The sequence below is a fragment of the Pedobacter cryophilus genome (genome assembly GCF_005116455.1).
GTDB lineage: Bacteria > Bacteroidota > Bacteroidia > Sphingobacteriales > Sphingobacteriaceae > Pseudopedobacter > Pseudopedobacter cryophilum.
Genome location: NZ_SWBP01000001.1, coordinates 151,159 through 169,626, shown reverse-complemented (window position 1 = coordinate 169,626; position 18,468 = coordinate 151,159). Strand labels below are relative to the sequence as shown.

Genomic DNA, 18,468 nt, shown 5'->3' with positions numbered 1-18,468 from the left:
GAAAAAACTTCATGCTGATCATATCATTTATGGTATTGATCTCTATTTCTTTAGTAATAGCCTTATTTTTGGGTTATAATTTTACCAAAAAATACATTGAAAATGAATTTGCTTCTTTAAAAATAGAAGTGCATGAACAAACCATAGCACCTTATAATAGCCTTTTTCAGAATAAAATTCCAGAAATATCTTTTTATCAAGGATTTTTAGATTCTCTATCTGCGGCAAAATATGTAGATACCATTTTTAAAAATTATCCTTTTGTAGAAAAAATTCAATTTTTTGATACACAAATAAGTAACCGCCCAATTGAAGATGGTTTAAGGATTGGAAGACTTTCTTTAGGCGTTAAAAGCTTGTATCAGTTTGGCCAGAATATCCCTAAAGATTCTACTTTAATATTTAAGAATAATAAACCGGGTACTTTATCACTCAGCAGTGGCGATGAATTCAATAAAATAGGGTTAAAATTTGCTAGCTATGTAGAAACCGCCGATACTACCAAAGCATTTACTAATGATCAGATATTTAAGATTTTTTATAGTATCGCATCCAACAAAATAAATTATATGAATATCCCCAGGAGGGAAGACATTAAAATTTATCAGGATTTGATGTTGAAAGACAGAGCTCCTTCGCCGCTTTTTGAGCAAGATATTTTTTCTTTTGAACTGAATCCGTTTAAGCTGCAAATCAAAAATATTCATCCAGAATTATATCAATTTATAAGTATCAGACCACTTTCTTATGATCCAATTTTAGAACGACCAGATTTAGTGACCACAGATATTACTTTGCCTGGTGCTTTCGCTGATTATAAAATTTACTTTGCCAGTGAAAAAGGATTTTTGGATAAAGAAGTTAATCATAGGTTTTTGCCTATAGCCATAGGAGTTTTTGTGATTTATTTGGTTTTGGCTTTCATTACTTTTCTTATTTATAGAAATTTGAATGTGAATGAGAAAATGTTTAGCCTTCAATATGATTTCATTAATAATTTTACTCACGAGTTTAAAACGCCAGTATCGGTAATAAAAATTGCGGGTAATAATATTTTAAATGCTAAAGAGCTAAGTGAAAAAGAACGGTTGAGGTATGGAAAAATTTTAGACGAAGAAGCTGATAAGTTGAACGATCTGATGAATAAACTATTATCTTTCACTCAAATTGAGAATAAGGCAATTAAAATAAAATCTCAGGAAATAAATTTAGAAGTTTTCTCTCATAATATGATTGATGCTTTTCAGTTAAAATATCCAGATTATGAAATTGAATTAAACATTGAAGATGTTACCCACTTTTTTACCGATCCGGTTTTACTAAGTAGTATTTACCATAATTTAATGGAGAATGCTTACAAATACGCCATGCCAGGTCAAAAAAAGTTAGAAATTTCTATTTATAGAATCAAGAAGGGCTTAATGTTTTCTTTCAAAGATCAAGGAATTGGAATTGAAGATAGTGAGTTAGAAAATATTTTTAAGAAATTTTATAGGATACAAAACAGATATAACCAGCAGGGCAGCGTTGGTTTAGGTTTGGCATTTTGTAAAGAACTGGTTAATTTTATGAATGGAAATATTACAGTAAAAAGTAAGCCCGGAAAAGGCTCACAGTTTGATGTAATGCTCCCTTACGATATTTAAATATGCAAAAGGAAACTAAAATTGCAATTGTAGAAGATGATGAAAACTTAAGATTTTTAGTGACTCATCGCTTAGAAAAAGAAGGTTATAAGGTTTTAGAAACAGGCAATGGAAATGATGCCGTAGATTTAATTTTAACCGAAAAGCCGGATATTGTTTTATTAGATTGGATGTTGCCAGATAAAGAAGGCTCCGAAGTATGTGCTGAAGTGAGGGAGAAGGGCTTTGAAAATGTGATCATCATGATGACAGCAAAATCTCAAGATCCTGATAAGATTGATGCCTTTAATTTTGGAGTTTCTGACTATGTAACCAAACCTTTTAATATGGATGTTTTAGTAGCCATGCTAGAAAGTAAGGTGAAATATGTGGTACATGATAAAATAGAGATTAAGTTTGGCGATATGGAACACCACCCCAATACCCATTCTTTAATTAAAGGGAATAAAAAAATTGAATTAACCATATTAGAAAACCGCATATTACTTTATTTCTTAAAAAACATGAATAAAGTAATTAGCAGAGATAATTTAATGATGGAAGTTTGGGGTTATAATTCAGATGTAAACACTCGTACTTTAGACATGCATATTGTGAGGTTGAGGAAAAAAATCGAAAAAAACCCCGATAGACCTGATTTTTTACAAACCGTAAGAGGAGTAGGATATAAGTTTAATAACGAATAAATAAATTTGATTAAAGAGGCCCAAAAGGCCTTTTTTCTTTGGAGCAATCTTTTGATTATGAAATGCTGTTACATCTTTTTACTATTCTTATTCCCTTTTTTTGGCGAAGCCCAAATATTAGATTCTTTAGATATTTATGATCATAAGGAGTTTGAAAATCAAACGCTGAAAGTTTTTTCAGATAATGGCTTAATTAAGCTTCAGGTAATTAAAGCAAACATAATAAAAGTGAATTTCTATAAGAAAGCTGCGCCAGAGATACAAGAGGAGCAAAAAGCTGATACTTCAGTTGATGTGAGGATTACTCAAAACTTAGATGATATTTTTATGCAAACAGATTCTCTTTTAGTAATCATTAATAAGCTTGATTTTAAAATTAAATTTCAAACCACAAAAGAGCAACTTTATACCATTAATCAAAGTGTTTCTCTCTCCGATTCTTGTCATTCTTTTAGTTTATCTACTACAAAAAATGAAGACTTTTTTAAGCATAAAAACAGAAAGTTAAAACAGAAGATCTATAAGATGAAGACTTTAAAAGCTATTTATTCTTCAAAAAAATACGCACTTTATTTTCAAGACACGTACAATGGATATGTAGAGTTGAATAACCAAAATCTGCAGATCAAATATTATGATAGTAACGCATTAGGTTATTATTTCCTTACAGGAAGTAAAAAAGAAGTGGAATTGAGTGCTAAGTTGTATCAAAAAAACTAACCCATTATCTTCAAACTAACAAACCTGTAATATTTAATTTTTACTGAGTAAGCAAATTAGCAATCTCATTAAAAGCATTGGTTTGGTTGATGAAATCATTTGCAGTTGGCGTGGGATTTCTAGCACTCAATCTGGTAAAAACGTGTAAATCAGAGGCAACTAATTTTACATTTATAGAGGTTCCATTGCTGGCTTTTGTGCCTTTATAAATTAGCACAGCACTTACAGGGTCGGCCACATCGTCTTTTTCTGATTTCAACACATTTAAAGTACAACCTACAGGCAAAACAATTCCTTTTTCTAAATCTTTACGTACCACATTTATAACATCTCGGAGTTGCTGGAGCGTTTCATAAGGGCGGTAATGAAAATAATATTTCTCTTCGCCAGCAGAGTTTTCAACCGTTGTGTAGCCAATCATTGGTCCTAATACCCCAACTAATGATAAGGTTTTATTACCGGGAACTATAATGGGGTCGATTAGAAAAATATGTTTGGGTTTAATATGATCATCAAAATAATGATCAGCAAGCATTTTTAATATTAAGGTACAAGCTGTAGATGAACCTGCAAAACTGATGTTTTTATAACCCTGACTTTCCAGTTTTTCAAACTCATTAATAATAGGTTGGCGCCAATCTTGCCAGGTAGAATTTTTAAAAGTTTGGTAATCTCTGCCATGTCCACCTAAAAGTACTTGTGATATAGAAAAATCTGTTCTAAGCCCTTTCCAATTTCTAAATTCGTCCCATTCAAAGGTGGTAGCTCCATAACCATGTATGGCAATAATTATTGGTTTTAATGCTTCGGTAGGAGTTGGGCTAGGATTAGAGCTAGAGACTAAGTATTTTTCCGGATTGTAGATAGATTGGTCGAAATATAACCCGCTATCTAACATGGTATCATCTATTTTAGGATCCTTGCTGCAGGAGGCAATGAAAAATATGGCTATAAATGGTACGAGTTGCTTTTTCATTTTGAGTTAGATTTTTTTAAGTTCCATAAGATGCTTGTTTGCAAATAAACTGGATATAGAGTGCCTGCACCTTGTTTTCCGTCGCCAGTAATGGCGTTATATCCTAAAGAAATATTCAATTTTAAAGGGTTTTTAAACGAATAAAGTAAACCTGCATCAAGAGCGAATATTGCAGAATTATTTTGCAAATTATTAAAAATAGGCGATTCGTAATCGGCAGTAAAATAACCTGTGTTTAAGCGGGCAAAGGGCTGTAATTTTTTATTTGGCCGAAACAGATAAGCGCCTGAAATGGTAAAATTATCTTGCTTAATGGCGTTAGAGTTTATGCCAGAACCTAAACGACTGGTGATATAAGATGCTCCAAAAACTATTCTTTTAGAAAAGTGATATTGACCGGTAATGCCGTTTTCGTAATAAAGATCAATGGTTTTTTGAAACCTTAAACCAACATCAATTTTGTTTAATTGACTGTAAGAAATGTTAGAATTTAAGTTGAGCAGGATAAATATGAATCCTGAAACCTTTAATATCAATTTCTTTTTGCTCATTAGATTTTCATTAAAGATTAAAAATCTAATGTAATATTAATTAAGTTAATAAAAAATGAGTCTAATTAATTTAGGAGATGACTTTGAATTTAATTTCCACAGCATTTTTTTGGAAACACTGTGGAAATTAAAAAATCAACTTAAATATTTCCCTACTATAGGCATTCTTCGGCCCATGCCAAAAGCTTTTGGAGAAACTCTTAAGGTAGGTGGAGTTTGGTAACGTTTAAACTCAGCTTGATTCACCATTTTTAAAATCCTTTTTACCAAAGCTTCATCATAACCTAAAGAAACAATATCTTTTAAGCTTTTCTTTAACTCAATGTATTCAAAAAGAATTTTATCTAAAATATCGTAATCAGGTAAAGAATCAGAATCTTTTTGCCCGGGACGTAATTCTGCAGATGGTGGTTTTACAATGCTGTTTACCGGTATAATTTCTTTTTGTCTGTTAATATATTCTGCTAGCTGGTAAACTTGGGTTTTATAACAGTCGCCAATTACAGAGATAGCTCCACACATATCGCCATAAAGTGTTCCATAACCTACCGCCGATTCACTTTTATTAGAAGTATTCAATAAAATATAGCCAAACTTGTTAGACATCGCCATTAATATCACTCCTCTAGAACGGGCCTGAATATTTTCTTCAGTTACATTTGCTGGCAAATCTTTAAACTCAGGTTTTAGCGTATGCTCAAATGCATCAGCAACTTCTTCAATAGAAATTATAGTGCTTTTACAGCCTAAGTTTTTCACCAAGTCTTCGGCATCTTTAATAGAATGATCTGATGAATATTTAGAAGGCATTAGTACCGCCATCACGTTTTCTGCGCCCAAAGCTTCACAAGCTAATGCGCAAACAACTGCCGAATCAATGCCGCCAGACAAGCCCAAAGTTGCTTTTGTGAAACCAGATTTCTCAAAATAATCTTTAATCCCTAAAATTAAAGCCTGATAAACTTGTTCTGTATGGGTTTGTCTAACTTGTTCTTTATTTAAAACAATAGATCTCTTAATTTGCTCTACATCAAAAACCTGGACATCTTCTTCAAAGTATTTAAATTCATGTACAATGTCTCCGGCTTTATCAAAAACTAAGGATCCGCCATCAAAAATTAATTCGGTTTGGGCGCCTACGTGGTTTACATAAAAAAGAGGCAAGTTGTATTTATGGCAATTTTGAGAGAGTACAAAAATACGCTCTTCATCATGATTATAAGCAAAAGGAGAAGCCGCAATATTGATCATCAAATCTGGTTCTTCTTTGATGAGCTCATCCATGGGGCAAGTTTTGTACAAGGGATTATCACCTAAATTCCAAAGGTCTTCACAAACGGTTAAGGCAATTTTATAGCCTTTAAAATCTACACATTTAAATTCATGGGCAGGTTCAAAATACCTGTATTCATCAAAAACATCATAAGTAGGGAGCAAAGCTTTTTTTACAGTTTGTTTCACCTTACCATCCTCAATAAAGTAAGCAACATTGTAAAGATCTTTGCCTTCTAAAACGGGGTTTAATTTGGGCAAACCAATAATACAGGCTATGCCTACACTTGCAGCGGCAACTTTTTGTGCCTCAGCTTCGCAATGATCAATAAACTCAGGATATTCTAAAAAATCTCTTGGCGGATAGCCACAAATACATAATTCGGCAAAAACCACTAAATCTACTCCTTTAGCTTTTTGTTCTTCTAAAGTTTTGATGATTTTTTGTGTATTGGCTTCAAAATTACCAATATGGTAATTTAGTTGTGCTAAAGCTATTTTCATGAATATTTAAGGATTGATTGGCTATTAAAAAAACACGGCTAAATTTAAACCCAAATAAGAGCTTTTTAGAGTTCCACTTCCTGATTTGATATCAGTAAAGCCATTATCTAAAGATAAACCACCAACAATAGAAGTTTTTTCACCCACTTTAAACTCAGCGCCTGCCCCAATTACTAAAGAAGCTCTATAAAAGGCGGTCTCTGAATAAATATCTTTATCAGATTCTATAGTTGAATTATTTGCTGATTTAATATCTTGTTTTGCTCTTACATTAAAGCCATTACCTAATCCAAATTCACCAAAAAACTTTAGGCCATTGCTTTCATTAGTACTCAGCTTAAGTTTTAAAGGTATTTCTATATATTGTAGTTTATACGTTTGTTGTTCACCAGCATTGGCTACTAATTCACTTTCTGTTTGTCCGTTAATGGTGGTTAACTTTAAAGCGGTACTAAAAGCATAATTTTCGGCAAAATAAAAATCCCCTAAAACACCATAAGAAAACCCAGCTCTTAATCCGTTAGACTTTATGCCTTGGATATCTGATTTTATCCAAGCAAAAGTTGGATGAGCGGTTAAGCCTAGTCTAAATTGAGATGGAGTTTCTTCTTGCGCAAAGACAAAAAAGGTAGTTAAAATTAAAAATGTACTAGTTAGTATTTTTTTCATGATAATAAATCTATTTAATTAGTGTTTGATTTTATTGTAATGTTTAATTTTTTAATTTTCTACAATTAACGGCTCGTGAAAGTTTTATAACTTTACTTATCATTTAAATGTTTTTCTGTGTTCAATTCTATTTCAAATCGATTCAAAATTACTCTTTTTTTTCTGATATCATTTCTGGCTTTTGGCTGTAATCAAGATAAAAGAGTTGATGTAAGCCATGTTAAAGTAAACTTATCTATACAAAGATTCGACCAAGAATTTGCTAAAATTAAACCCAACGAACTAGCTGTAAAACTTCCTGAACTTAAAAAAAAGTATGGGGTATTTTACGATGATTATTTTGAGAAAATATTAAGTGTGGGCTCAACCAAAGATCAACAATACTACACCATGGTTGAGCAAATTTTAACTGGGAAACCTTTTCAGGATTTGCAAAAAGAAACAGATTCTGTTTATCCTAATTTAGAGAAACAAAGGCCGCAGTTAGAAGATGCTTTTAAACATATAAAATATGAGTACCCAGATTGGAAAGAGCCAAAAATAATTGCTTATATATCTGGTTTTCAAGTTCAAACACCAATAGGGTCTGATTATATAGGTATTGGATTAGATATGTTTTTAGGTTCTAAATCTAAATTTTATCCGGCTTTGGTAGAAAGTGTTCCAAGATATATAAGTAGAAGATTTACTCCAGAAAACATTACACCACGAGTGGTAGAAGTAATTGCCAGAGAAGATCTTTTTCCGACTATAGATCAAGACAAGAGTCTTTTAGCTAAAATGATTTATAACGGAAAAGTACTTTATTTTATGAGTAAAGTATTGCCAGATGTTTCCGATAGTACGCTTATTGGGTATTCTGAAAAGCAAATGAAATGGGCAAATGATTTTGAATCGGATGCTTGGGCTTATTTTTTAGAGCAAGATTTATTGTTTGATACAGATTATTTCAAAACTCAAAAATATTTAGCCGAGGCACCATTTACGCCTGGCTTAGGTAATCAAAATGATTCGGCGCCAAAATTAGGTTTGTATATTGGGTGGCAAATTGTAAAAAAGTTTGTGGAGAATAATCCAGAGATGACCTTAAAGGATTTGATGTTGGAAAGAGATGAGCAAAAAATATTGAATCAGGCAAAATATAGGCCTTCAAATAAACCAAAGGAATAAACCTAATTATTTAATGGAATCATAAAGGTCTAATAGAATACATCGCCATCTAAAATCTAGAAAAATGAAAATAGGAATTGTATTGAGTGGAGGAGGGATAAGAGGAATTGCTCATTTAGGTGTTTTAAAAGCTTTACAAGATAAGGGAGTTAAAATAGCAATGATTACCGGAACAAGTGCCGGTGCAATAGCAGGAGCTTTATTTGCAAACGACATCCCACCTTATGAAGCATTAAAGATTTTTATCGGAACTAAACTTCTTAAATTCATTCGTCCGGCATTTAGATCACCTGCTTTACTAAATTTAGAAACGGCTTATCCATTGTTTAAAGCCTATTTACCTCATGATTCTTTTTCGGGTTTAAAAATTCCGTTGACGGTTACCGCAACAGATTTTAACGAAGGTAAACTGGTTTACTTTTCCGAAGGAGATTTAATCAGAAAAGTATTAGCTTCTAGTTGCATTCCCGGTGTTTTTAATCCTATTATGATTGAAGGCAAATTTTATGTAGATGGCGGGGTACTCAATAATTTCCCCATACAGCCTCTTCAAAATACATGCGACGTTATTATTGGGTCGTCTTGTAATCATTTACCTCTTTTAGATAAATTCCGAAACATGAAACATGTGATAGAAAGGGCAGCTTTATTATCTATTAATCATGATATGGATGAAAAGCGGAAATTAATAGATGTTTTGATAGAGCCTAAATCTTTAGGTGAAACCAGTATTTTTGATGTAAAAAAAGCGGAAGAAATTTTTTGGATAGCGCATGAAGAAGCACTAAATCAAATCGCAAAAAATAAGGAGTTACTAGGTTTAGTAGAGAAGAAAAAGGCATAATATTTAAATTATGCCTTTTATATTTTTGTGTATTAGTCTTTTAAAACTCTTAAAACTCCAGCTATGCTAATAAAAGCACCTATAAAAGTTAAAGCCCATCCAATTAAATCTACTATTGTAGAATGCTCTATAAATTGTTTAACATAAATACCGAATAACGTTACGAAAAGTCCGCCGATGATCAATTTGTAATGAGAAGGGTTATTTGCATTTACCATAAGATTTTTTTGTTTTTATGTGCTGCAAAAATAATACTATTGTTCAAATACTTGTTATCAAATCGCAAAATCTTCTGATAAAATCAAAATCTTGTATCATTTATTAAAACTCTGGCGTAATAACAGCATAATCATTTTATGAGCATCAAATTATACATCAGTTTTCTCGCCTTTTTACTTTTAGCTTGTAATCAAGAAAATGATAATTCAGATTCAGTTTGTCCTACTGTTTTATGCGCCACACCCACCCAATTTTTTAAGTTAAAATTTATTGATAAGGATAAACAAACTGATTTATTTTTTGGAACAGTAGCAAAGTATAGCCTTAATGATTTAAAAATTTACAGCAGCAGATTTAAAAGAAATATTGATTTTAACGTAGATAGCACAACTAAATCAGATAAATATATTTTAATTTCTACCAGCGTTACTGATGAGTTTGCTATTAAATTAGCTAACACAGCAACTGATGAACTTAAAGTTGAAACTAAATTTATTAATCAGACTTGTTGCGATATTTTACAAATCACACAGCTTAAGCTCAATAATTCAGTACTTTCTTTTTCTAACACGAGCCCTACAGTAATTCTATTGCAAAAATAATTAACCTTAACAATTAATGAATAACCCCCAATGCCTTGTTTCTATTAGAAATAGGGCATTTTTACTTTAAGGGGGCTGGAGTTAAAAGAAAGGAAACTCTATCTTTATTTGACAAGATTAACGTTTTTGTTTGAGGATAAGCTTTTGTAAAAGTTGTAGGTATTCTGACTTTTTGATTTTCTCTCCATTTAAATTCAACTGCTAAAATAGCATCGCCTGTTTGTTCAATATAATCTATTTCCTGCTGTTGCGTAGTTCGCCAAAAATAAGTTTTTGCTTCTAATTGATTTTGAGCTAAGAATTTAATTCTTTCGCTTATCATGTAGTTTTCCCAAAGCGCACCAACATCGTTTCTGTTGTTTAAACTGTTGAAATTTCGGGTTATAGCGTTTATAATTCCATTATCATAAAAATAAATTTTCCTATTCTTCTTAATTTCATTTCTAACGTTTCCAGCAAAAGCAGTTAAGGAGAAAACCACAAAAGCTTTTTCTAATAAATTGATGTACTTCTCAATTGTTTTCTGGTCGGCTTTTACTAATTGTGCTAACTCAGAGAAATTAACTTCACTTCCTACCTGTAGGGCTAAAGCTTTTACTATTTTTTTGAATAAAGCGGGTTTACTCACTTGCTCTAAGGCAAATAAGTCTTTATACAAATAGCTATCTGCTAAAAGTTTAAGGTGTTCCTCTGCATCAGTAGGTTTATTTATAATTTCTGGATAAGAACCGTAAATCAATCTTTGTTCTAATAATCTTTCTTCTGTTAGATAGTCAGTATGGCTAACTAGCTCTGCGTATGAAAAAGGCAATAGCATCATTTCATATTTTCTACCAGTTAAAGATTCATTCACTTTACCTGATAATTCAAAAGCTGATGAACCTGTTGCAATTACTTGTACGTTTCTGAATCTATCTACAATTATTTTTAACAATAAACCAATCTCATTAATTCTTTGTGCTTCGTCAATAAACAAAACTTCATACCCATTCAATAATTGGGCTATTTGTGTTGCATTAGGTTTAGCAAGAAGGTCTCTAACATCAGCATCATCACCATTTAATGTTAAAGTACGTTTATTAATTTCTTTTAATAGCGTTTCTACAAAAGTGGTTTTGCCAGTTTGTCTTGGTCCAAAAACAAGAAAAGCTTTGTTTTTAAACATTCTTTGTAAAGCATAATTTATTTGTAATCTCTTAATCACATCTCAAATATATGATAATTTAGGATTCAATTCTAAAATAAACATAATAATTTAGGATTAAATTCTAAAATAAACATAATAATTTAGGATTTTAAATATTATTATTCATAAAAAAACCTCTATCAAATTTGATAGAGGTTTTAGTTTTAAGCTTTATTCTTGGTAATTATCCGTTAGACAAAGCTGCTGCTCCACTTACAATCTCAGAAAGTTCGGTTGTAATGGCTGCCTGACGAGCTTGGTTATAAGCTAATTTTAATTTCTTTAATAAATCTCCAGCGTTATCAGTCGCTTTATCCATAGCCGTCATTCTAGCGCCATGCTCTGATGCATGAGAATCTAAAACTGCTTTGTATAACTGTAATTTAATATTTTTTGGAATCAGTTGTTCTACAATTTCCTCTTGTGAAGGTTCTAAAATATAATCAACTTGGTTGGCAGATACTTGTTCTTTTTTCTCAACTTTAGGTACAGGTAACAATTGCTCAACAGTTAAAATTTGCATTGCTGCATTTTTAAACTGATTATAAACAACCTCTACTTTATCATATTTGCCACTTACAAAACCATCCATTATGGCATCGGTAATTAAAGAAACATTCTCAAAATTAAGAGCTGCAAATACTTCATTATTGTTTCCAATGGTATTGTATTTACGTTTTTCGTAATAATCTTGCGCTTTTTTACCTATGGCTACAATATGTAAATTTCCGCTTTTGTGAAAAGAACTATATTTTTCGGCTATTAAAAGATTGGTTGTTTTAATCACATTGGTATTAAATGCACCAGCCAATCCACGATTAGAAGTAACTACAACCAATAACACGTTTTTTACTTCACGCTCTTGAGTATAAACAGAAACTCCATCTTCTAAACTTGCAGAAAGATTACTTAAAATCTCTTTTAGTTTATTAGCATAAGGACGTAGCTGAATTATGGCATTAGTTGCTCTTTTTAATTTAGCAGCCGAAACCATTTTCATCGCCTTGGTAATCTGCTGTGTAGAGCTTACCGATTTGATTCTGATTCTTACTTCTTTTAAATTTGCCATTCTTGTTTAGTATCTAGTAGAGAGTATCAAGTATCGAGACCACATGTGGTCTCTTGATACTTGATACTAATATCTTGCTACTTAATTAGTATTTTCCTGAAATTTCTTTTGCTACAGTTTCTAAAACACTGGTTAAGCTATCATCAAATTTACCAGCTTTTAGGGCTGCTAAAACTTCTGGATGACGTTGCTCTAATTGTGTAGTATATTCTGCTTCAAATTCTCTTACCTTATTTACTGGTACGTTTCTCATTAAGTTTTTAACACCTGCATAGATGATGGCAACTTGCTTTTCAACTGATACCGGAGAGAATTGACCTTGCTTTAAAATTTCAACGTTTCTAGCACCTTTATCTAAAACTAGTTTAGTGGAAGCATCTAAATCAGAACCAAATTTAGAGAAAGCCTCTAATTCACGGTATTGTGCTTGGTCTAATTTAAGTGTTCCAGCTACTTTCTTCATTGATTTAATTTGAGCATTACCACCCACACGAGATACCGAAATACCTACGTTAATAGCCGGACGAACACCTGCGTTAAATAAATTAGATTCTAAGAATATCTGACCATCAGTAATAGAAATTACGTTGGTTGGGATATAGGCAGAAACGTCGCCAGCCTGAGTTTCAATAATTGGTAAAGCAGTTAAAGAACCACCACCTTTTACTATTGATCTAATAGACTCTGGCAAATCATTCATTTGTTGAGCAATAGAATCATTTTGATTGATTTTTGCTGCTCTTTCTAGTAAACGACTGTGTAAATAGAAAACGTCTCCTGGATAAGCCTCACGACCTGGAGGGCGTTTTAATAATAATGAAACCTCACGGTAAGCTACCGCTTGTTTAGATAAATCATCATAAATAATTAAAGCTGGTCTTCCTGTATCACGGAAAAACTCACCAATTGCAGCACCAGCAAACGGAGCGTAAAACTGCATAGGAGCAGGGTCAGCAGCAGTTGCAGCAACTACACATGTGTAAGCCATTGCGCCTTTTTCATCTAACGCTTTAACTACGTTAGCTACAGTACTTGCTTTTTGGCCAATAGCTACATATATACAAAATACAGGTTGTCCGGCATCGTAAAATTCTTTTTGGTTGATAATGGTATCAATACAAACTGCTGATTTACCAGTCTGACGATCACCAATAACCAACTCACGTTGTCCTCTACCAATAGGAATCATCGCATCAATAGCTTTAATACCTGTTTGTAATGGCTCTGTTACTGGCTGACGGTAAATAACACCCGGAGCTTTACGCTCTAAAGGCATTTCATAAGTTTGTCCAGTTATTGGTCCTTTACCATCAATTGGAGCACCTAAAGTGTTTACCACACGACCCAACATACCTTCACCTACGTTAATAGATGCAATACGTTTTGTACGTTTAATGGTATCACCTTCCTTAATCTCGTCAGATTGACCCAACAAAACCACGCCCACATTATCCTCTTCCAAGTTTAATACAATGCCTTGTAAGCCTGATTCAAACTCAACCAGCTCTCCAGCTTGTACTTTGGTTAAACCATAAACACGAGCAATACCGTCACCCACTTGGAGCACAGTACCTACTTCTTCTAATTCAGTTTCAGACTTGAAGCCCGATAATTGCTGACGTAAAATCGCCGAAACTTCATCTGGTCTTACCTCTACCATCTTTGTTTTTATTTAAGATTTTTATTTTTTGAAAAACTCTGTTTCTGTAATTCTTTTGTAAATGCAGTCCTGCTATCCATTCATACTGCACAGGCTTTAGCCACAATGCCGGTATCCCTGCCTACCGTCAGGCAGGGATTTCTATCAGGTTTATAAACTAAGCAATCACCTTTTCGGCAAATTCCTTTTTTAATCTGCTTAAGCTACTGGCTATGCTGCTATCAAACTGCTTATCTCCAACAGTTAAAATAAATCCACCTATTAAATCAGCATCAACACTTGCAATTAAAACAACCTCACCACCGGTAACAGCTTTTACTTTATTGATGATTTCAGCTTTAGCTTCTTCATTTAAAGGTGCCGCAGATACCACTTTAGCAGTTACAATATTTTTAAATTCGTAATACTGATTTAAAAATTCTTTAGCAGTTCCAAAAATAATATCGGCTCTGCCTTTGTCAATTACAATCTTTAAAAAAGCCGAAGTTACTTTGTGAACCTTATCTGCAAATAATGCCTTTATGATTGAATTTTTCTTATCATAAGGAATAATCGGATTCTTTACTACAGCCTGTAATTCAGAACTCGCTTTTAATGTATTCACAAAAAGCTCCATATCACCTTTAATTTCCTCTAACGCTTTTTGTTCTAAAGCAAGATCAATTAATGATTTAGCGTATCTTGAAGCTACTTTTATTTCTGACATATCTTTGAGTTAATTAGTTGTAAGTTTTAGGTTTTAAGTATAAAAAGTATCACCCTTTACACCTATAACTTATTACTTAAAACTTATCACTTAATAACTTAGTTTAACTTAACGTCTTTTAGCAAATCACTCACCAAAGTATTTTGCGTTTTTTGATCATCAAATTGTTTACGCAATACTTTTTCTGCAATTTCAATAGAAAGAGAAGCCACTTGATTTTTCACTTCGTCTAAAGCAGCAACCTTTTGATTGTTGATTTCAATTTTTGCTTTTTCAATCAGTTTTGCACCTTCTATTTGAGCTTGATTTTTAGCTTCAACTAAAATTTGATCTTTTAATTCTTTAGCTTCTTTTAAAATCTCATCACGCTCTATTCTGGCTTGTTTCATTAATATTTCGTTTTCGTTAGATAAACGAGACATTTCTTCTCTAGCCAATTCTGCTTTGTTTAATGCATCTTCAATAGAACGCTCACGCTCATGAATGGCACCTAACATTGGTTTCCAAGCTAGTTTTTTTAATAAAACTAACAAAATTAAGAAGGATACTAATGTCCAAAAAACTAAACCTATACTTGGGGTTACTAAATCCATTTTTATTAATATAAATTTTAATAAATAGTCTTTGTTAAAATCAAGAATTTAGCCAATCGCTAAATTCTTGATTTTGTGAGGAAATCCTTAAGCAGGATTATTTCCTAAAAGTGCTACTACCACTGCGAATAATGCAACACCTTCTACAAGTGCAGCAGCAATGATCATTGCAGTTTGAATTTTTGATGCAGCTTCTGGCTGACGAGCAATACCTTCCATTGCTTTACCACCAATTTGTCCGATACCGATACCAGCACCGATAACTGCTAAACCTGCACCAATTGCAGCGATTGAACCTACCATAACTTTAAATTTATATATGATTATTAAACAAAATGTTTCTAATTAATGATGATGCTCTTCTACTGCTGTACCTATAAATAAAGCAGTAAGCATAGTAAAAATAAAAGCTTGTAAAAATGCGACCAACAGTTCCAAAACATCCATAAATAAAACGAATGCAACTGAAACTGGTGCTATAGCAATAGTTTTGAAAATAAAAATTAAGGAGATTAAGCTCAAAACAATAATGTGACCTGCTGTAATGTTCGCAAATAAACGAATCATCAATGCAAATGGCTTAGAGAAAACACCTATAATCTCCACTACCCACATAATTGGTAATAACCAAAAAGGAACGTTTGGTTTAAAAATATGAGACCAATAGTATTTGTTACCATTAACATTCACTACAATTAATACAATTGCAGATAATACCATGGTTACCGCTATGTTTCCTGTTACGTTTGCACTTCCTGGAAATATAGGAATCAATCCTAACAAGTTATTAAACCATATAAAAAAGAAAATGGTTAATAATAAAGGCATAAATTTCTCAAATTTATAGCCAATGTTTGGTCTGGCAATATCATCACGAATAAAAATGATAAGAGGCTCAATCCAAGATTGTAAACCTTTAGGAGCTTTTCCAACTCGTTTTTTGTAAGAACCTGCTACACTTATAAATACAACTAGTATTAGTATTACGGCAACAAATAATGCAGCTACATTTTTGGTGATAGAAAAATCATAAAGCTTTGATGATAATTCCTCATCAATTTTACCATCTGCACCTAAAATTTTAATATGTTCTTCTTCGTTAAAATAAGTGTAATATTCCCCTCTGTATGGAGTAGATTCATGATGGGCATCCATCAGATTTGATGATGAAAAAATCTCTAATCCAGAAGGAGTGTAAAGAATAACTGGTAAAGGGATTGTGGTATGTCCCCACAAGTGCCAGCTATGAGAATCACCAATATGTTCCAAAATAGTAACAGTAGGATCAAATTTTTCTTCTGCTTTAGCTTCATGTGAAACAGCTACTTCTTCTTTTTTTACCTCATTTGCAGGAGCCTCATTTTCTTGCTTTGCAAAAGAATTAAATGATAAAAATGTAAGAAAAAGAGCGATTACTGCTCTTTGAGAGGAATTTTTAAAATTTAAAATGTGGCTAAAATACATTTATTACGTGTTTTTTACTTTTTAATTTGGTGGCGCAAGTTACGTAACAAACAATAAATTTCAAAGACAGTAAATAAGAAATAAATAGAAAAAAAATTACCGATGAATAAAATGCCGTTTACTTTAACTTTAAGCAGGTATATCAATACAAAAGCCATGCTTGCCAATAATCTTATTACAATACCTCCAAGTAAGATGAAAGATTGATACTCACCTCCTTTTTTAATTCCTAAAACAGAGAGAAAATAAATGATTAAAGTAATGGCTGCCATAAAAGTAAATACAAGCCAAAAGTGTGGGATAAGAATGGTTGTTGCGCTAAAATGATCTAATAAGTAAAAACCAAGGGCGGTAGAGGTAATTAATATGATAAAGTAAATTGCAAATTTTTGTAAGCTCAATTTAGTTTGATTTTAATCCTTTTAAAACAATATATAAAGAAGCGAGTACACCTATTAAGCTCAAAATACCAGTATATATGGGTGTTTTGGTTTGTTGGGATTCGTCCAACTTATACCCTGCAAATGTAAATGCGCCAATAACACCAATCATTTGAAAGCCTAATCCAGAATATTTAATGTAGCTATTAAGCGCTGGCTTCTCTTTTTGAGGCAATTTCTTCTCTTCCATCTAAATTATTAATGATGATAGATTTCGTTTGGGTTATTCCTGTTTCGCAATGGCCGGTTAGGTTTGCTCCGTTTTCTACCACAAATTTATTAGAAGCCACATTTCCTTTTACATTGGCGGTGGCTTTTAAAAATAAGATTTCAGTAATATTAAGATTTCCGTTAACAGAACCAGATATTTCGGCACTTTCAGAGTATATATTGCCAATTACTTCTCCGGTAGTTCCAATTACTACTTTTGCTTTTGAGCTTACATCGCCAATGATTTTTCCGTCTATTCTAACATCTCCTTTGGTGCTTAAATCACCATTTATTTCTGTTCCAACACCAATAATGTTAATGGAGCCAGCTTTTTGCTCTCCTTGTAAAGAAGCTTCTTTCTTTTTTTTGAACATGACTAAAGTTTTAAAAGGTCATATAATTTTGTGGGTTAACAGGTATTCCATTAAACCATAATTCAAAATGGAGGTGTGGTCCGGTTGAAAATTCTCCTGTATCTCCAACTACTGCAATTACTTCACCTGCACTAACGAAGCTACCAACTTTTTTTAATAAAACGGAACAATGCTTGTAAAACGAAAGCAGATTATTACCATGCTGAATGGCAATAACGTATCCGGTTTCTGAGGTGAAATTAGAAAAAACAACAGTGCCATCTAAAGTAGCTTTAATGTTTTCATTCTTTCGGGAGGTAATATCTACTCCGTAATGTTGCTTTTGAGAATTAAAAACGTTGTTTATTTTACCTCTTAATGGATTAAAAAAAGCATAAGAAGCAATTCCTGTTTTTAAAGGCTCATTTTCTGCATTTAAATCAAATTTCCCTTCGGCTTCTATGAGTTCTCTTAATTCTTTTTCTTCGCTTGATAGTTTTTGATTAAGCCTAATGCTATCAGAGGCTTTAGATAAATCTTTGGGCTTTTCTAGTTTTACATTACTTACTTCGCCATTGATAATGTTTTTTAAGTTGGCTAGATAAACCTCATTTGCTTTTGAAAGCTGTTCTAACGAATCTATCTTGGTATAGGCCTCAATAATATTTTTTTTTGAGCCTTCATCCGTCACTCCAGATAAATATTCTCTAAGAGGCGTGTACCTAATAGTGGTGATGGTTAAAAATATCAGAATAATTGCAAATGCAGTTGTCCCAATAATTAAATACCATAGCGATGCATTAAATGATGCTTTCTCTTCAAAAGTATCATCATTAAGAATTACTAATTTGTATTTTTCTTTTAACCTGTCTATGAGTTTTTTTCTTTTACTCATTCTTATTAAAAAATCATGGCTTAATTAATATCT

General features: G+C 32.4%; 22 protein-coding genes. 6 read left to right on the top strand and 16 right to left on the bottom strand.

The window, feature by feature from the left end; genetic code table 11:
• Positions 1–11: 11 nt before the first annotated feature.
• From FA046_RS00775 to FA046_RS00765, 3 genes are read left to right on the top strand one after another with little or no spacing between them, the layout of a single operon-like run.
• On the top strand, positions 12–1,646 hold the full coding sequence (locus tag FA046_RS00775) for a sensor histidine kinase (RefSeq protein WP_225870854.1): 1,635 nt from the start codon (positions 12–14) through the stop codon (positions 1,644–1,646).
• A 2-nt stretch (positions 1,647–1,648) separates the two neighbouring features.
• A complete protein-coding gene (locus FA046_RS00770; RefSeq protein ID WP_136824455.1) occupies positions 1,649–2,332 on the top strand; it encodes a response regulator transcription factor in 684 nt (227 codons plus the stop codon).
• A gap of 57 nt (positions 2,333–2,389) precedes the next feature.
• A complete protein-coding gene (locus FA046_RS00765; RefSeq protein ID WP_136824454.1) occupies positions 2,390–3,052 on the top strand; it encodes an alpha-glucosidase domain-containing protein in 663 nt (220 codons plus the stop codon).
• 40 nt (positions 3,053–3,092) lie between these two features.
• On the opposite strand, the gene FA046_RS00760 is transcribed toward FA046_RS00765, so the two are convergent.
• The 4 genes from FA046_RS00760 to FA046_RS00745 form a co-directional block, all read right to left on the bottom strand.
• Positions 3,093–4,028, bottom strand: a complete 936-nt coding sequence (locus FA046_RS00760) for an alpha/beta hydrolase (protein ID WP_136824453.1) — start codon at positions 4,026–4,028, stop codon at positions 3,093–3,095.
• On the bottom strand, positions 4,025–4,579 hold the full coding sequence (locus FA046_RS00755) for a hypothetical protein (protein ID WP_136824452.1): 555 nt from the start codon (positions 4,577–4,579) through the stop codon (positions 4,025–4,027). The genes FA046_RS00760 and FA046_RS00755 overlap by 4 nt, the downstream gene beginning before the upstream one ends.
• A 135-nt stretch (positions 4,580–4,714) precedes the next feature.
• Positions 4,715–6,355 carry an NAD+ synthase gene (locus tag FA046_RS00750; protein WP_136824451.1) on the bottom strand — a complete coding sequence of 547 codons (1,641 nt, stop codon included), beginning with the start codon at positions 6,353–6,355 and terminating at the stop codon, positions 4,715–4,717.
• Positions 6,356–6,379: 24 nt separating this feature from the next.
• Positions 6,380–7,024: a porin family protein gene (locus FA046_RS00745; RefSeq protein WP_136824450.1), complete on the bottom strand. Its 645-nt coding sequence runs from the start codon at positions 7,022–7,024 to the stop codon at positions 6,380–6,382.
• Between the two features lie 117 nt (positions 7,025–7,141).
• Between FA046_RS00745 and gldB the strand changes: the two genes are divergently transcribed.
• Positions 7,142–8,194, top strand: a complete 1,053-nt coding sequence (gene gldB / locus FA046_RS00740; RefSeq protein ID WP_225870853.1) for a gliding motility lipoprotein GldB — start codon at positions 7,142–7,144, stop codon at positions 8,192–8,194.
• 64 nt (positions 8,195–8,258) lie between these two features.
• Entirely contained in the window at positions 8,259–9,038 is a 780-nt protein-coding gene (locus FA046_RS00735; RefSeq protein WP_136824449.1) for a patatin-like phospholipase family protein, read from the top strand.
• Positions 9,039–9,070: 32 nt separating this feature from the next.
• Here FA046_RS00735 and FA046_RS00730 read toward each other — a convergent pair whose 3' ends face one another.
• Positions 9,071–9,256, bottom strand: coding sequence for a hypothetical protein (locus FA046_RS00730; RefSeq protein ID WP_136824448.1), 186 nt, complete (start codon positions 9,254–9,256; stop codon positions 9,071–9,073).
• 138 nt (positions 9,257–9,394) lie between these two features.
• On the opposite strand from FA046_RS00730, the gene FA046_RS00725 reads away from it, so the two are divergent.
• On the top strand, positions 9,395–9,859 hold the full coding sequence (locus FA046_RS00725; RefSeq protein WP_136824447.1) for a hypothetical protein: 465 nt from the start codon (positions 9,395–9,397) through the stop codon (positions 9,857–9,859).
• A gap of 61 nt (positions 9,860–9,920) precedes the next feature.
• Here the strand turns inward: FA046_RS00725 and FA046_RS00720 are convergent, their stop codons facing one another.
• The 11 genes from FA046_RS00720 to FA046_RS00670 all read right to left on the bottom strand — a co-directional run bounded on the left by FA046_RS00720 (position 9,921) and on the right by FA046_RS00670 (position 18,435).
• Positions 9,921–11,063: an ATP-binding protein gene (locus tag FA046_RS00720; RefSeq protein ID WP_225870852.1), complete on the bottom strand. Its 1,143-nt coding sequence runs from the start codon at positions 11,061–11,063 to the stop codon at positions 9,921–9,923.
• Between the two features lie 166 nt (positions 11,064–11,229).
• Positions 11,230–12,114, bottom strand: coding sequence for an ATP synthase F1 subunit gamma (atpG, locus tag FA046_RS00715; protein ID WP_136824446.1), 885 nt, complete (start codon positions 12,112–12,114; stop codon positions 11,230–11,232).
• Positions 12,115–12,199: 85 nt separating this feature from the next.
• Complete coding sequence (atpA, locus tag FA046_RS00710; RefSeq protein ID WP_136824445.1) at positions 12,200–13,774, bottom strand: F0F1 ATP synthase subunit alpha; 1,575 nt, start codon at positions 13,772–13,774, stop codon at positions 12,200–12,202.
• Positions 13,775–13,931: 157 nt separating this feature from the next.
• Positions 13,932–14,480: an ATP synthase F1 subunit delta gene (gene atpH / locus FA046_RS00705; protein ID WP_136824444.1), complete on the bottom strand. Its 549-nt coding sequence runs from the start codon at positions 14,478–14,480 to the stop codon at positions 13,932–13,934.
• Between the two features lie 98 nt (positions 14,481–14,578).
• Positions 14,579–15,073, bottom strand: coding sequence for a F0F1 ATP synthase subunit B (gene atpF, locus FA046_RS00700; RefSeq protein ID WP_136824443.1), 495 nt, complete (start codon positions 15,071–15,073; stop codon positions 14,579–14,581).
• Between the two features lie 87 nt (positions 15,074–15,160).
• Positions 15,161–15,376: an ATP synthase F0 subunit C gene (gene atpE, locus FA046_RS00695; protein ID WP_136824442.1), complete on the bottom strand. Its 216-nt coding sequence runs from the start codon at positions 15,374–15,376 to the stop codon at positions 15,161–15,163.
• 42 nt (positions 15,377–15,418) lie between these two features.
• Complete coding sequence (gene atpB / locus FA046_RS00690; RefSeq protein WP_136824441.1) at positions 15,419–16,537, bottom strand: F0F1 ATP synthase subunit A; 1,119 nt, start codon at positions 16,535–16,537, stop codon at positions 15,419–15,421.
• A gap of 14 nt (positions 16,538–16,551) precedes the next feature.
• Positions 16,552–16,938: a hypothetical protein gene (locus tag FA046_RS00685; RefSeq protein ID WP_225870851.1), complete on the bottom strand. Its 387-nt coding sequence runs from the start codon at positions 16,936–16,938 to the stop codon at positions 16,552–16,554.
• Between the two features lies 1 nt (position 16,939).
• Positions 16,940–17,167, bottom strand: coding sequence for an AtpZ/AtpI family protein (locus tag FA046_RS00680; RefSeq protein ID WP_136824440.1), 228 nt, complete (start codon positions 17,165–17,167; stop codon positions 16,940–16,942).
• On the bottom strand, positions 17,124–17,561 hold the full coding sequence (locus tag FA046_RS00675; protein ID WP_136824439.1) for a bactofilin family protein: 438 nt from the start codon (positions 17,559–17,561) through the stop codon (positions 17,124–17,126). The genes FA046_RS00680 and FA046_RS00675 overlap by 44 nt, the downstream gene beginning before the upstream one ends.
• Positions 17,562–17,571: 10 nt before the next feature.
• The gene (locus FA046_RS00670; protein ID WP_136824438.1) at positions 17,572–18,435 is read right to left on the bottom strand and encodes a M23 family metallopeptidase; all 864 of its coding nucleotides are present in this window, start codon (positions 18,433–18,435) and stop codon (positions 17,572–17,574) included.
• Positions 18,436–18,468: the final 33 nt, after the last annotated feature.